A 16,618-nucleotide genomic window follows, 5' to 3' on the forward strand; every position below is an offset into this window, starting at 1 on the left:
TTTGGAGATATTAGTGTATCTGTTGATATCCATGCTTAGATAAAAACGTTCATCATTCACGTACCGTCAATGTCACAACCTGACCTTCGATAGAATTGCTACCGACCTGAATCTGAAAATCGCCTGGCTCTACAATACGATCTAATTGAGAAGTGACTAATGCTAGATGTTCTGGTGTCAAAGTAAATGTCACTGTCTGTGTCTCTCCCGGTTGTAAAAAGACTTTTTGAAATCCTTTAAGTTCTTTTTCTGGACGAGTAACTGAAGCAAATAGATCGGTCAAATACAATTGTGCTACTTCCCAACCGGCTACCTCTCCTGTATTCGTAATCTGCACACTCACTTGAGCATCTTCATCCGGTGATATAATCGTAGGATTTACTACAGGTGAATCATAAGCAAATGTTGTATAACTTAGTCCATGTCCGAACGCATAAGCAGGCTGCAAATCCATTTCCAGATAACGCTTACCGCGTGTACGCTTGCTATTATAATACACAGGCAATTGCCCTACATGTCTGGGTACAGAGATTGTTAGACGACCGGATGGATTCACATCTCCATACAAAATCTCTGCAAGCGCATGACCACCTTCTTGTCCTGGATACCATGCTTCAATAATGGCATCGGCATGTTCATCGATCCACGGTTCTGCTACAGGTCGTCCATTGATATAGATCACAACCAACTTTTTACCTAGATCATAAATCTGCTGACACAATTCTAACTGTACCCCTGTCAGATTGAGATTGGAGCGATCGATTCCTTCGCCACATTCCATATCGCTTTCTTCTGCATCATGGACTAATGATTGACCTGTTCGTAAATCAATCGTCCCTTCGCCAAAATCACGAGCACTTGATCCACCGAGTACTAGAATAACTGTATCTGCTTGCTTGGCGGTATCTACAGCAAGTTCAAATCCTTCGCGAGAATTGTCTTTGATCCGGCAACCCGGTGCATATAACAGTTGATTGCTGTCTGCTCCTAGCTTTTGCCGTAATCCTTCTAACACTGTAATCACTTTGCCTGCTGGTTGTGGCGAAGTATAATCACCTAATTGGTTATACGGTTTATTCGCATTGGGCCCAATCACTGCTATTTTTCCTGTAGATGATGATTGTAATGGTAAAGCCGAATCTTTATTTTTAAGCAAAATAATTCCTTGTCTAGCGACTTCACGAGCCAATTCAATATGTTCTGTACTATGGATCACACGAGCAGCACGTTCAGGATCGACATAAGGTTGATCAAATAAACCTAACTGAAATTTCACTTTGAGTAGACGACGAACTGCTTGATCCAAATGAGCCTCTTGAGCGATTCCTTGCTCTAATGCAGATTTGAGGTATTTGCCAAACATATACCCTGACATTTCCAGATCGATTCCTGCTTGTAGCGATAATGCTGTTGCTTTCTCTCCTGTCTCTGCCACATTATAACCATGTACCAGCATATTCATAGCACTTGCATCGGTAATAATAAAGCCATCAAATCCCCACTGTTGTCGAAGCACATCATCTAACAAATATTCACTGGATGTACAAGGTACACCATCAATTTCGTTATATGCAGTCATGACTGATATCGCTCCTGCTTCAATTGCTTTGCGGAAAGGAACCAGATCAATCTCATGCAATTCTTTCATTCCCATATGTACAGGTGCAGCATTGCGTCCACCTTCAGAAGCGCCATAACCGACAAAGTGTTTTAAAGTGGCTATTACTGTGTCCGGTGAATCCAATCCTTTGCCTTGCAGACCGATCACAGCAGCAGTGGCAAGTTCTCCTGCTAGATAAGGATCTTCTCCATATGTTTCCTCTGTTCGTCCCCAGCGTGGATCACGCACAATATCCAGTACCGGTGAATAGGTAGCTACACCACCTTGACTGCGCGTCTCGATCGCTACTGCTTCACACATTTGCTGATACAATGCTGGATTCCATGTGCTTGCCGCAAGTAGTGGAACTGGATAGACTGTTGCGCCGATTGCCATATGTCCATGAGAACATTCTTCGCCAAACATTAGCGGAATCCCTAATCTGGAATGTTCGATAACAAAACGCTGAATATCATTGAGTGCAGCAGCTCCTTCGGCTGGAGAAAGTCCCGTTTCCAGCGTCACTTCTGTCCAGGGATCAGCACGTAATGTGGCATATAAGGAACCGATTTGTCCTTGACGAACCTCTTCTTTAAATTCTTCGGTAAGCGTAACAGTTCCATCTTCATTTTTGGTAAACGTACGCCAGCCAAATAATTGGATCAGTTGCCCTACTTTTTCATCCAGTGTCATTTGAGCAAGCAGGTCTTGTACGCGTTCTTCAATAGAAAGTGCTGGATTTTTATAATTGGTCATAAGTGATCATCCTTTCAATTGGAGTTGCAGGGTGGAAATAAAGTGGAAAGTTTCTGCACATCTAGGTACACCGCTGCGGGGGAAGAGTGGCTATTGTCGTCGCTGGTGTAAAGAAATCCCTGAATGAATTTTTAAGGGTCGGGATTTCTTTACAAAGGCGAGCGCTTCGCTCTTTCATAGCCTCTCTTCCCCCTCCGCTCTGTGCTAGGTGCGAATTTCTCACGTTTATTTCCAGCAACTTGGGTGGGTAGTGTAGGGACATGGTAAAGATAGTAGTGATTTAGATATTGGAATATTGGGTGCTTGATTTTAGTAGAGTGATTTAGAATTAACGTTATATTTTTTAGTTTTATATTTTTTTAGGTTTGGTTTGGGTGAGAAGTTATTATTTTTGGGTTTTTAGTGTGTTGATGGTTGTGCTTTGGTATTTTTGTTTTAGTTATTTTTGTTGTAATTCCTTTTATTTATTTGTATATGATTTGGTGTCGTGAGTTGGAGATAGATTGTTTGAGATTATGAATAAGATTGTGTTAAGGATATATAAGAATGTAGTGATTTTGTGGTTCTTTTAAAAAAGTGTCTAGTAACTACTTCTGTTCTTGAAGTGGGATACCTTTACAATTTTATTTATTGTTTGATTTGTTTTGAAAAAATGGGTGTGTTTTGTTCTTGTGACAGATCGTATATTTTGCTTTTGTTTAAAAAGAAAAGGACGGAATAGAGGTTCCGTCCTTTTGGTGTTGGTATGGAATTGCTTGTGGTGCTGTTGGAAATTAGGAACCGGTTTGTTGGGATTTCCATGTGTCGTATTGAGTTTGCATTTCAGCGAGCATGTTATCTACACCAGCGTCTTTTAATTTCTGAATAAATTTAGGTAGATATTCATCTGGATTGACGGTTCCGGTGACCAGTGGTTTGTAGTATTCGCTAATCACATTGTTAATTGCAGCAATCTCGGTCTGTACCGGTGTGGTATCAAAGTTAAATCCTAATGCAGGTGCAGGTGTATTGTTATCTTCGAATTTTTTGAATTGTTCTAATGTATCTTTAGGATACGATTGATCATAGTAGAATATATTCACATTTCCCCACATCCAACCATAACCGTAATCATAATCAGGATTAGCAGCATCTACACCTTCAGCAGGCTTAATAAATTGATCATCGACTTTGGTGTAATCTTGTCCTTCAATTCCATGCACAAATAAGTTCGCTAATGTTGGGTCAGTGTATAACAAGTTCAAGAACATCATCGCACGTTCAGGATTTTTGGATGAACGCGGGATTGCATAAGCTCCACCTTGTACATCACTTGTTTCTACAACGCCTTTGCCTAGATTTTGATAATCCAGTTCATAACCTAATTGAGCGCTACGTTTGTATACATAGTTCGGTGCATATAGTAGAGAACCGGCAAACACTTTGCCTGCTTTCCAATCATTTTCGCTCTGGTAATCGACATCTTTAGGCGTGTAACCTGCTTGATTCCATTTGTATGCTGTTTCTACGAACTCTTTAAATTCAGGCGTATCATATTGGTTAAAAATTTTATCATCAGAACGGGCATAATATGGTTTGTCGCCTACATTGATAATCCCCGGTAAGTTCCAGTCACCTGACATATGCTGTACAGGGAATGAACGATACATACCTTCTGTTCCATCTAAGGCTAGAATACTTGGATCTTTTTCATGTAATGTTTTTAAAATAGGCTCCATATCTTTCCACGATTGAATACCTGCTACATTTAATTTGTATTTATCCACCAGATCTTTACGAAACAATACGCCTACCTGGTGACCAATTTCTTTGTAGATCGGTACAGCGTACAATTCTTTGTTGACTGTCATCCCTTTCCAAAGGGTATCAGGCACTGTCTTTTTCAAGTCTTGTCCGTATTGATCCAATAGCGGAGTTAACGGTGTAAAAGCTTGCTTGGAAACGTTAGATAAGTAGTTATTTGTCCATGAACTGGTAAACACGATATCCATCGGCTGACCTGAAGCCAACATTACAGGTACTTTGGTTTCAAAGTCGCTGCCTTCCATCGTGACTACTTTGATCGTAGCATTGATTTTTTTCTTTAAGTATTCGTTTACTTTCTCCATTACTCGATCTTGACCTTTCATCGGTGTTGCATAGTTATAAAAGATCAATTCGACTGGAGCTAGCTGACCATCTGCTGTTGTTCCGTTACTTTCTTTGGAACCGCCACATGCAGACAAAACGATAGACAACATCATAATTACAGCTAAACTTAAAGACCATGCTTTCGGTGTGCGTAACATAGACCCATCCCCTTTTTCGTTCATCATTCATTTTTACTGCTAAAATAGTATTGTGAACACGTTGTTTAAAGAATAATATGTACTATTTTCTAATGATAGTGTACAGAGATTATTCTTTAGCCACTCCGTAGATGGTATCTTTAGGAATGGCTTAGACTTTGTATCCTTATTATCCGTCAGGCTGTCAGAAAGGTGTACCGTATTTTCTTTAGATTAGGTGGATATTTTTTCGGTAAGCGTTTTCTTACTTACTTTATACGGAATAGTTATGATAGATTTCATTACATTATCTGTGTAATAAAAGCGTAAACCAAACATATTGTCCGGGTAATGTAACTTAATGCGCTGATGAATATTGCTAATTCCGATTCCATCCGAACTGTGTAATACTTCTTGCTCACGATCTAAATAATCATTTAATAATTCGGTATCTGCTCCTGGGCCATTGTCTTCTACACTAATTTGTACTACAATCCCGTCGGTATAAGCACGCAATACAATTTTGCCATGATCGGTAATTTGTTCAGTTCCATGCAAAATCGCATTTTCAATCAAAGGCTGAATAATAAATTTGGGCAATACATAATCATATAATTCAGGTTCAATATCATAACGGACTTCAAAGTTATCGCCATAACGAAGCGATTGGATATTCACGTAATTCTGTACATGCTCAATCTCTTGTCGTAAAGGCACTTGTTCATTCGGTTGCTTAATACTGTATCTCAAAATATGAGCCAGTGATGATACCATCGTCACAATATCTTCTTCATTTTTACTGAGTGCCATCCAGTTGATCGAGTCCAGTGTATTATAGATAAAATGAGGATTAATCTGTGCTTGTAAAGCTTTCATTTCCGCTTGTCGTTCTCGTTCGCCACTTTCGATTACATCGTCTACTAATCCGTTGATACGTTTCATTAGATTGTTAAACTGACGATATAATACGCCGACTTCATCTTGCTCCGGTGGTTCTATAAATACATCCATTGTCGAGCCGTCTTTTATATTTCTCATTACATTGGCTAGTGTAATAACCGGCTTGGCTATACTGTTGGATAATAATAAAGTAAAGCTGATTCCTGCTACAATTACCGCAACTGTAATTCCTACAATAATATCGAAAATAATCGACAAGCGATCTGTAATATCACTGTATGGAATAAGGGCTATAAGATTCCATCCCCATTTCAAAGGATACGTATCTGCAATATACTGGGTCTGATTGTATTTCAGATCGCTGGTTCCACCAATATCGGTATATTGTAATACAGGGGCCAAGTCTGGGGTGTGACTGATATCTACTCCTTTGAGTGCAGGATTATTACTATACAACACTTGATTATTCTGATCGGCTAACAATAATTGCGTGCCCTGTGTAAGTCGTGAAGCTTCTATTTGCTTTCCAAATTCAGCCGTATCGATCGCAATGACAATTACACCCATTTCATTGGTCGTATTCAGAATTAGTGGATTGCGAACTTGCTTGGCAAAATAGACGCGATCATGATCTTGATCCGCATAAAAAATATTCAGTGTTCCGCTTAATTCGACAGTGCGCTTGAACCATTCTTCATTTTCGGCTTCATTGGAATTAAAAAAGCGATTCGAGCCTGTACCACCGGGCAATTTATTTAATTGCTCTAATTGAATGGTAGGTAATTCGGTAGCTACTGGAAATGTATTTTTGACAAAAAAGGTAGCCGAATACGTACTGACTACATTGCTTAATGGTACATCCAGATATTTAATAAACTGCTGATTGATCGTATTGAGATCACGATAACTTTCAATATCATCAAATGTTGTTTTGTTCAAAATATCGGCTATTGTTTTGTCGGTCGAAAAATAATACGTCGCCTGATCGATGCTATTCTCTACATTTTGTACATTACTACGACTTTGAAGCATAATATTCTGCTGATCTTCCAGCAATTGCTCTCGCATAATGTTCATAAATACAAAGTACAGTATTCCATTAGACAACAGCGCCGATAAAGTGATTAGCACAATAAATAGCACAGCAATTTTTACTTTTATACTGGCTTTGGGAATAAGCGAAATCGATTTGTTTTTGAGCAATGTTATTTCACCTCAGCATCCGCACGTACACTATGGTTCAGATAGAGATTACGGTATTCTGAAGGTGTAATACTTTCTACTTTTTTGAATACACGTGCAAAGTAATGAGGATCTTGAAAACCTAATTTTTCTGAGATGCTATAGATCGGTAATGACGGATCAAGTAACAATTGTCTTGCTTGGTCGATACGCTTCTGTGTAATATATACATTTAATTTCACACCGGTATTCTGACTAAATACTGCACTAAGATACGCAGGTGAACGCTCCATATGATAAGCAATATCAGCCAGAGACAGATTTACATTGTAGATATTATCATGTACATATTGCTTCACATACTGTACTAACGAATGTTGCCGATCTTCCTTTTTCTCTGTTGCCAGTTCATTGACTTGACGGAACAGATCATACGTAAATGCTATTGCTTCATGACGGGTTTTGAGATTGTATAGATCGTCAAGACGAGCAGACTTGGATTGTAACAATGTAGAAGCTCGATCCCCGCCTACACCTTGATAAAAATCAAACAAAATAGTAAGCAGACGCATACATAATTCTTTGATCTCATTATGATGGGCTGTAGATAGCGCTAACTGTTGTTCAAACAGCTCTTTGAAAAAAAGCGTATTGCCTGTTTTGAGTGCTTCATAACAATTGATTTCAAGCTGACGGTTAAAAAGCGAAGAATAATGATGAAGCTTTTCATTTTTGCGACGGGAGATTTCTTGAATATAAGTAGTTAATTGACTGATCTCTTTACGTGCCATCGGCTTCACGATATATGTATCTACACCGTATTGCATCGCCTGACGAGCATAATCGAACTCTTCGTGAGCACTGAGTAATACGATTGCGGTATCCGTCATCAATTCACGAATACGACAACATAGTTCCAGACCATCCATAATAGGCATTTTGATATCTGTAATGATTAGATCAGGATGTAGACGTAGAGCAATTTCTAACGCATCTTTGCCATTACGTGCTTCTCCAATCACTTCTGCTCCTAATTCCTGCCAAGGGATAATATTGCGAAGTCCGCGGGATACTATGACATCATCATCAACAAGTAATACTTTCATGATCCAGCCACCCTCTGTCGAAAATTGTGAAATTGTGTCGTGAGTTATTATGCTTATCTTACCGTTATTCTTCACATCATGACAAGTCTTCTTACATGTTATTCTGCTTTAATTTATAATTATAATTACCTTTTCAAAATGATAGCGTTACCAAAAATAGGTACTCTAAAAAAAAGAGAAAGAAAAAAGGGCTTAAAAAGCCCAATTTCCTTGACGGAATACAGGTTCTATCGTTCCATCTTCCAATTCTCCATCGATATCTAATTGATCTGAGCCAACCATAAAGTCTACGTGAGTTAAGCTTACATTTGCGCCTTTACTTTGTAATTCTTCTTTGGTCATTTGAGTGCCGCCTTCGATATTGGTCGGATATGCACTACCAAGAGCAAAGTGACAAGACGCATTTTCATCAATTCCGGTATTATAAAAAACACGTTTTAAATGTGAAATAGGTGAATCATACGGTACGAGAGCAATCTCTCCTAAATAAGAAGCGCCTTCATCTGTTTCCAACAACGAAGTTAAATGTTCGCGTCCTGATGTTGCTTGATAATCAACAACTTTGCCATCTTTAAAGGTAAGTTCAATCCCTTCCACCAGACGACCGTTCAAGTTCAGTGGTAATGTACTTCTCACTGTTCCATTCACGCCTGTGCGATGAGGCATACTATATACTTCTTCTGTAGGCATATTTGCTACAAAGTACACGCCTTTTTCATTTTCTCCACCGCCACCACGCCATAGATGACCTTCTGGTAATTGGACATGTAGATCGGTTCCTGGAGCGCGGTAATGCAAACTTTTGTATCGTTTGTTATTCAGAAGATCCTGACTTTTTTTCAAATGATCGATATGCTCTCTCCAAGCCGCTACCGGATTATCTGAGCCTACACGATTCATCTGGAATACCGCTTCCCACATTGCAGGTACACGTTCTTCTTCTGGCAAATCAGCATATACTTTATTCGCCCATGCTTGAGTTGGCGCTTTGATTAATGACCAGCTAATCCGGCTATTGCGAGTATACCCTTGATAATTTTCACGAGCTATCGCTGCGGCTTTGACGGCTGTAGATACTTTCCACGAGTCAATTCCTTTGAATAATTCAGGATCAGGCACTTTAATATGTAAAATCGCTCCGCCTTCTTCAGCGAATTTTTCTAACATATCAGCATGCCATTGTGGATAATAGCCAAACGAATCATCGGTTGCTTTTTCATAGCGAATACGAGTGATCTGTTCATCATCCCAATCGACCTGTACATATTTAGCTCCTGCTTCATACGCTTTGCCTACAATAAGACGGGTCAAATCTACTGTTTCTAGCGGTGCTTGTACAATCAGCACTTGACCGGGCTGAATATTGACACCGACTTTGACCACAAGTTCTGCATATTTTTCTAACATCAATTTGAATTCGCTCAATTTTTTCGCTCCTTATATGATCTATTTTGAATAAAGTTACGAACAAGTAATGCAAGAATTAATATAAGCAATTATTTTGTGCTCAATATAATCAAATCTTAATTAATTCTTCATGTTTGAATGTTACAAAATGTGTTGATATAGACGATATATTACTTAGCTACTTAGCAAGCATAATCCTTCTATCTTGAATCAACGCTATCTATTATACCCTTTATGATCTCAAACCACACTATTTTCACCTAATTGATCTTTGGATTACCCATCTTATCTGAATTTAGAGGAGCACTACACATGTACGCGAAAAATAAAGTTATGAATATGTTATGTCTTATCACTGTGCTGTTATCTTTTATAGTATTTGCTCTACATCAATACACTCATCTTATCCCTGTGGCTACAATGGCAGGTATGGATCATACATCTATGAATCAATCTTCGATGGAACATATCACTATTTTTCGCTATATTTTGTTAGCGGTTCCACTCATCTTGTTAGTATGGTCAGCTTCTCTTTTCCGTAGTCGGTCAGATCATACTTATCTGCCTATTATTAATACATTAATCCTTACTTTAGGAAGTATTGGTCTAATTGCGGCTGGTAATGGATTGGTAGAATATCACTTTTCTGTTTTTATGGTAGTCGCTTTTGTCGCTTTTTATGATTCTATCGCTTTGGTTTTGTTAAGTACGGCTATTTTTGCTTTTCATCATTTAGCAGGTTTCTTTTTATTCCCTGAGCTACTGTGTGGTGAACATGCGTATTCCTTTTCGTTACTTCTGATTCATGCCGTCTTTTTATTATTAACAAGTGGTGCCGCGATCCTGATTATTGTCGCCAAAAAGAATACTACCCAAGCGTTACAATCCCAAAATGATGAAGCGGCTGCCCGCAACCAGCAATCGTTAATCAATTTACAGCATACCGAGCAATATATGGAACAATCTGCTGGATCGTTACGACTTCATTCGCAATCGTTAGTTTCGTTATCTGAACATATTGCTGATGCTGTTCAGCTATTACGTGCACAAGCAAGTGATGAATTATTGCCTTCCCAACAGGTAAGTGAACATCAGCTAACACAGGTCGCTGATGCTATCTATCAAATAGCTGCTTCTCTTGAGCAATTACATCAATCATCTACTATTACACTTGAACGAGCACAATTAGGGCAACAATCACTAACTCAGATTACAGATCAAGTGTCCTCTTTACAAATCGATGTAGATGATATGGCTTCAGGTATTCATGCTATGTCTGACCAATCTTATGAAATTGCTCGCTTTGTCGATATCATTGCTAACTTGGCGGAACAGACAAATTTGTTAGCGTTAAATGCTTCTATTGAAGCGGCTCGTGCCGGACAACATGGACAAAGCTTCGCTGTTGTCGCTCAAGAAGTCAAAAAGTTATCATTAGAGACCAGTTCTGCTCTTAAAATGATCTCGGGTATTATTGCCCAATTTAGCTTATCGACTGCTTCTGCGATTGAATCGTCTGAACGTGGAGCCGCCAAAATGCAAGACACGTTAAAAACAGCTACACAGACACATTCAACATTTGGTGTTATTTTGACAGCAACCGAAGAAACCAGTCTTCAAATAGCTCATATGTCCAGTCAAGCACAATCTCTAAATGGTTCTGCTGAAAAGATTAGTCAATCGATGAGCTATGTTACTCATATTATTCAAGATTCGATGAAAAGCCATGAAACCGTCAATCTTACTGTTCAACAACAATTAGAAAAAACACGTCTGGTAAATGAAGAAGCTGATCTTCTCAATCAAATGAGTGATAAACTCGGTCATTTGGTTCATGATCTTGAGCCTGCTTCCCATCCATCTGCTGATTATGATCAAAATTTATTTTCTTCCTCGATCCGTACTGTACCTGCTGTAAGTTAACAACACATTCTTTTACTTCATTACATTGATATCCAAACTTTAGCTATCTACACTACACCAATCTCTAAATCTGATTCATTCAGGTTTAGAGATTTTTGCATATGTACATCTAATCTTGCCCTTATGAACCATCGTATTTGCTGTATAACTAATGTATGCTAGAACTATTCAATGATGATAGATAGGTTATCAATGATTGTGCTTTTGATCTCATTATTCTCAATAGGAGGACTACATATGCAAATAAGACGTGTGCTTACCAATGAACTGAAGCAAGCTGCTTTATTAGCAGAAGATGTATTTTGCGCAGATGGAGATCGATATATGGAATCTTCTTTTCCTGCTCTTTTTCAAGCAGGTATTAGTCATTCCTATGGTGCTTTTACACCGGAAGGTATACTGGTTTCTTTTATGGGAATGGTTCCGGTACAAGTTCAATCCGGTACGCATACTATATCAGCGTATTCGATCGGTGCGGTATGTACACATCCTGATTATCGCGGACAAGGATTCGCAGGACAGCTATTAGAACTATGTAGACAACATGCGCGTTCAGCAGGAGCTTCGGTGTTATTTATTTCAGGAGATCGTTCATTATATACACGCGCAGGAAGTGTACCGTTTGGACAAGTCAGTACGTTTACATTATCTTCTGATATGGTGACAACACTGGACGATTCTAAGGCGCATTTCACCTATCGTGATCTATTGCCACAAGATATTTTTGCTATCGCAAATCATATCCATAATCAATATGCTCATATTCAGTGGGGACTTGGAGACCTACAACAATTTATTGCTTCTCAACCGATGGCTAATATCAACAAACAGCAACAACAGATTCGAGTAGCAGAGAATACAGATCATCAAGTGGTAGGATTTCTCGTCCTTTCTATTCCGTATCCTGAAGATTCGTCTGCTGAGCATATAGGTAGTATTATCGAATATGGCGGTGATGCTGATGTTGTTCAGCATTTATGGGCAGAAGCTATGACTCATTATGAGCTTTCTTCACTTACTGTACATGTTCCCTGGCAAGATAAATCACTCATTGATTCGCTTCTTGAAAAAGAACTTCCTGTCACTATCGAACAAAATGGCGGTACTTTACTGGTAATAGACGATCAGCTTTTATTACAACAAACAGGTGTAGAGGCTTTTCTCGCTTCTTATGATATAAGTTTCCAACTAGAAGAAGATTATGTGCTGCATACGCCATCTGGTTCGTATCCGATAGCAGATGCTTCAGAATTGTATGCGCTATTATTCGATCCTGATGCTACGCTTGCACATGCTATTCAATTTGATTTCCCGACTGTTCCTTTACCTTATATGTATGGATTATATTTTATCTGACCTGTTTAACAATCGGAATTCAAGGGTTGTAAAAAGATATACCGTTTAAGAAAGAAGGAACATATAAATATGAAGGATCGGAGTATTCTAACTGATTATGTCCAAAAGCATTGGCGATATTATTTACTCGCTGTCAGTTTGATCATTCTGTCTAATATCGGGCAAGCTGCGATTCCGCGTGTACTGGGACAATTTACAGATGCTCTGCTGAATGGTGGAATACAATATCAAATGATTATTGAATATAGTCTGATTCTGGCTGTGATCGGGATTATGTATAATCTCTTTTTCGGGGCAGGGCAATTCACAGTCATGCGATTAGGACGCAAATTTGAATTTGAAATGCGTCAAAGTCTGTTTAGCAAATTTTCCACATTAAGTGAATATTACTTCTCCAAGCAAGGAACCGGTAAATTATTGAGTTCGATGACCAATGATGTCAATTCTGTACGTGAGTCGATTTCGAATGGTGTAACGATGACCACCAATGCTATTTTTCTATTTTTATCCTGTATCGTGATGATGTTACTCAGTCATATTCCACTGTATCTGATACTGGTAAGTGTAATTCCGATGGTAGGCATTCCTTTTCTAGTCATTTATTTTGGCCCACGTATTCGCAAACGTTCGCAAAATGTGCAGGAATCGTTAGCAGTGATGACTGAATCGGCGGAAGAACAATTAAGCGGTATTCGAGTGACCAAAACATTTGCGATCGAGCCTACAGCACGTCAGCGCTTTGGAACAACGGTCAATCATATTCGTGATAACCAGTTACATCTTGTTCGCATGTCCTCTCTATTTCAAGCGGCTGTTCCTTTTCTAGGAGCATTATCGCTTGTGATTTCTTTGTTATATGGAGGATATTTAACGATTCAAGGTACGATTACGATTGGGAATTTTATCGCGTTGACGTTGTACTTGCGTATTATGTCTGGCCCTCTTCAGCAAATTGGTAACGTGATCAATATGATGCAACGTTCAGGTGCTTCACTGGATCGAGTCAATCGTTTACTAGCTGAAAAGCCAGACATTGAAGATCATCCTAATGCACAACCGTTAGCTTCAACACCTGATCTGGAAATAAAACATTTATCATTCGCTTATCCGGGCAGTGATCGTTATGCTCTATCTGATATTAATCTGCATATCCAAGCTGGGCAAACAGTAGGAATCGTCGGCAAAACAGGTTCTGGCAAAAGTACACTGGTGAAGCTGTTACTACGACTATATGACCCACCTGCAAATACAGTCTGGTTAGGCGGTACAGATATCCGCCAGATATCATTGCAAAGTCTACGATCACGTATTGCTTATGTACCTCAAGATGGATTTTTATTTAGCACTACGATTCGGGACAACATTGCTTTTAGTGATCGTAATACACCGCTTGAAAAAGTAGAAGATCATGCACGTCAGGCGATGATCTATGATCCTATTTCCAATTTTCCAGAAGGATTTGATACCAAATTAGGTGAGCGTGGTATTACCTTATCCGGTGGACAACGTCAGCGTACCAGTCTTGCACGCGGATTGGTGAAAAAAGGGCCGATCTTGATTCTGGATGATAGTATGAGTGCTGTCGATGCAGTCACCGAGACAGGAATACTGAATAATCTTATCCGAGAACGGAATAACTATACCAACTTGATTATTTCGCATCGGATCAGTGCAGTAAAACATGCTGACCTCATTATTGTACTGGACGAAGGTACGATTGTTGAACGTGGAACCCATCAACAATTGTTGCAACAACAAGGCATCTATTCATCCTTGTATCAATTACAGGAAGAAGGGTTGCGCGCATGAGCAAACGATTATCAAATACTACAGCCAGTACGCCTACCAGCAAGCCTATTCGATATGAAGCCTTGCGTGCCATTTTAGCTTATGCTCGTCCGCATCGTTGGACATTTGTCGGTATTTTCTTTGCAACAATGCTTGCTATTGCGGCGGACTTATTACAACCGTATCTAGTCAAAATTGTGATTGACGATCATATTGCTGCTGGACAAAATGGATTGCCTTTTTTAACAGGAATGGCGGCTATTTATCTGGGATTAGCTGTAGTCAGTTTTCTGTTCTCTTATCTACAAAGCAATCTATTGCAATACGTCGGTCAACATATCGTCGCCAGTATTCGTAAAGACCTCTTCGCTCATATTACCAAGTTACCGATGAGCTTTTTTGATCGCTCTAGCAGTGGCGGGTTGGTAACGAATGTATCCAGTGATACTGAAACGATCAGCCAATTTTTTACACAGGTATTATTAAGTCTAATTCGTGATGGTATGATGCTTGTATTTATTATTTATTTTATGTTCCGTCTGGATACGACACTTGCCTGGTATTCGATGATTACGTTACCGGTGATTGCGACACTAGCGATTTTATTTCGTGGTAAATTGCGACAGGTCTATCAGTACACACGCAGTCGCTTATCCAAGTTAGTCGGATTTACAGCAGAGAATTTATCCGGTATGGGCTTGATACAGATTTTCCATCAAGAAAAAGAACAGAAAAAGCGCTTCAATGAATACAATGCTGATTACTGGCAAGCCAATGTAGAACAATTGAAATCCAATGTATTTTTCAACCGTACTTTTGATATTTTGGGTAATATTGCTCTGGTCTTAATGGTCTGGCTTGGAGGCGTAGCTGTATTTAACAAACAGATTGAAGTAGGTGTACTGTATGCTTTTATCAGCTATATTCGTCAATTCTTTCAACCCATTAATCAGATTACGATGCAATGGAATACATTTCAATCTACTACTGTTTCTATGGATCGAATCTGGCGTATTCTCAAACTTCAACCAGAGATTCAAGATCCTACACCTGATCAAGCTGTAACCGTTGATCTAGACAAAGTAAAAGGAAAAGTAGACTTTAACCATATTTCATTTGGCTATAACCCAGATCAGACAGTGATTCCGCATTTGGATCTGCATATTGAACCTGGTGAAATGATAGGTGTAGTGGGTACAACCGGAGCAGGCAAAAGTACATTGATCGCTCTACTCAATCGTTTCTATGATGTCGGTCAAGGTTCTGTTGCAATTGATGATATTGATCTGCGACAGATGCCCCAAAAAACACTTCATCGTATTGTAGGACTGATTCAGCAAGAACCGTTTTTATTTTCCGGTTCGATTATCGACAATGTGCGCATGTTCCAATCGGAGATTACAGATGAGCAAGTTATTGAAGCTTGCCGATTTGTAGGTGCTCATGACATGATTACACGCTTACCGCAAAAGTACGATACACGACTATCGGAGCGAGGAAGCGGATTGTCTGCTGGTGAACGTCAATTGATTTCATTTGCCCGTATTGTTGTGTTCCGTCCTAAAGTATTGATTCTGGATGAAGCAACAGCCAATCTAGACTCGCATACCGAACAACTGGTACAACAAGCGCTTGATACCGTATCAGAAGGACGTACAACGATTGTGATTGCTCATCGTCTTTCTACTATTATGCATGCAGATCGTATTCTGGTGATGGAACATGGAGAAATTATTGAACAAGGCACTCATGCTCAGTTACTCGCTCATCATGGCACTTACGCCAAATTATATCTTCATGCTAGACAATCGAATCAAGATGTTATTGAAGCATAAAACAAATAAATCCCTTTATGGCATACTCCTACAGGATAATAGTCAATAGCGACTGATCCAGTATGCCACAAAGGGATTTTTACATCGTTCTATCATAGAATACCTCTTACTTCAAAAGTCCAAGTACATTTTTGGTAGGTGTACTTGTTGTAGGCGCTGTAGTTGAAGTCGTTGTTGGAACTGGTGCTGCTGTTGTAGTTGTCGGAACAACAGTTGATGTAGATTTTGGCGTTAGCAACGGACTTGTTACGGATAGTAAAGGTGCTGATGTAGTTGATGTTGGTGTAGAAGTTGATGATACCGGAATCGATGTGCTTACTGTAACCACATTAGGAACAGTGATTGGAATATTAACAGAAGTCGAACTTGTTGTTGTGTTATTAGTAGTCGAATTTGTTGTCGTGCTCACCGGTGTATTGATTGTACTTGTTGTTGGTGCTGGCGTATTAGTTGGCGCTGGTGTCGGTGTCGGCGTTGTTGCTACTGGCTCCGGTGCTG

The 16,618-nt window shown here is 39.3% G+C and carries 10 protein-coding genes; 5 read left to right on the forward strand and 5 right to left on the reverse strand.

Annotated features, from left to right (window positions below):
- Positions 1 to 52: 52 nt before the first annotated feature.
- From ACFSGI_RS16660 to ACFSGI_RS16680, 5 genes are all read right to left on the reverse strand, one after another.
- On the reverse strand, positions 53 to 2,356 hold the full coding sequence (locus ACFSGI_RS16660) for a glycoside hydrolase family 3 N-terminal domain-containing protein (RefSeq protein WP_204825319.1): 2,304 nt from the start codon (positions 2,354 to 2,356) through the stop codon (positions 53 to 55).
- A gap of 773 nt (positions 2,357 to 3,129) precedes the next feature.
- Positions 3,130 to 4,644, reverse strand: coding sequence for an ABC transporter substrate-binding protein (locus ACFSGI_RS16665; RefSeq protein WP_204825320.1), 1,515 nt, complete (start codon positions 4,642 to 4,644; stop codon positions 3,130 to 3,132).
- Between the two features lie 213 nt (positions 4,645 to 4,857).
- On the reverse strand, positions 4,858 to 6,726 hold the full coding sequence (locus tag ACFSGI_RS16670) for a cache domain-containing sensor histidine kinase (RefSeq protein ID WP_204825321.1): 1,869 nt from the start codon (positions 6,724 to 6,726) through the stop codon (positions 4,858 to 4,860).
- A 2-nt stretch (positions 6,727 to 6,728) separates the two neighbouring features.
- On the reverse strand, positions 6,729 to 7,811 hold the full coding sequence (locus ACFSGI_RS16675) for a response regulator (protein WP_204825322.1): 1,083 nt from the start codon (positions 7,809 to 7,811) through the stop codon (positions 6,729 to 6,731).
- A gap of 192 nt (positions 7,812 to 8,003) precedes the next feature.
- On the reverse strand, positions 8,004 to 9,218 hold the full coding sequence (locus tag ACFSGI_RS16680; RefSeq protein WP_204825700.1) for an aminopeptidase: 1,215 nt from the start codon (positions 9,216 to 9,218) through the stop codon (positions 8,004 to 8,006).
- A gap of 312 nt (positions 9,219 to 9,530) precedes the next feature.
- On the opposite strand from ACFSGI_RS16680, the gene ACFSGI_RS16685 reads away from it, so the two are divergent.
- From ACFSGI_RS16685 to ACFSGI_RS16705, 5 genes are all read left to right on the forward strand, one after another.
- The gene (locus ACFSGI_RS16685) at positions 9,531 to 11,141 is read left to right on the forward strand and encodes a methyl-accepting chemotaxis protein (protein ID WP_204825323.1); all 1,611 of its coding nucleotides are present in this window, start codon (positions 9,531 to 9,533) and stop codon (positions 11,139 to 11,141) included.
- Positions 11,142 to 11,378: 237 nt separating this feature from the next.
- Positions 11,379 to 12,497, forward strand: a complete 1,119-nt coding sequence (locus tag ACFSGI_RS16690; protein WP_204825324.1) for a GNAT family N-acetyltransferase — start codon at positions 11,379 to 11,381, stop codon at positions 12,495 to 12,497.
- Positions 12,498 to 12,566: 69 nt separating this feature from the next.
- On the forward strand, positions 12,567 to 14,306 hold the full coding sequence (locus tag ACFSGI_RS16695) for an ABC transporter ATP-binding protein (protein WP_204825325.1): 1,740 nt from the start codon (positions 12,567 to 12,569) through the stop codon (positions 14,304 to 14,306).
- Positions 14,303 to 16,120, forward strand: coding sequence for an ABC transporter ATP-binding protein (locus ACFSGI_RS16700; RefSeq protein ID WP_204825326.1), 1,818 nt, complete (start codon positions 14,303 to 14,305; stop codon positions 16,118 to 16,120). Before ACFSGI_RS16695 ends, ACFSGI_RS16700 begins: the two co-directional genes overlap by 4 nt.
- A 131-nt stretch (positions 16,121 to 16,251) precedes the next feature.
- The coding region (locus ACFSGI_RS16705; RefSeq protein ID WP_379283706.1) for a hypothetical protein at positions 16,252 to 16,618 on the forward strand (367 nt) is incomplete at its 3' end.

Origin of the sequence: Paenibacillus nicotianae (assembly GCF_042681745.1) — a bacterium.
GTDB lineage: Bacteria > Bacillota > Bacilli > Paenibacillales > Paenibacillaceae > Saccharibacillus > Saccharibacillus nicotianae.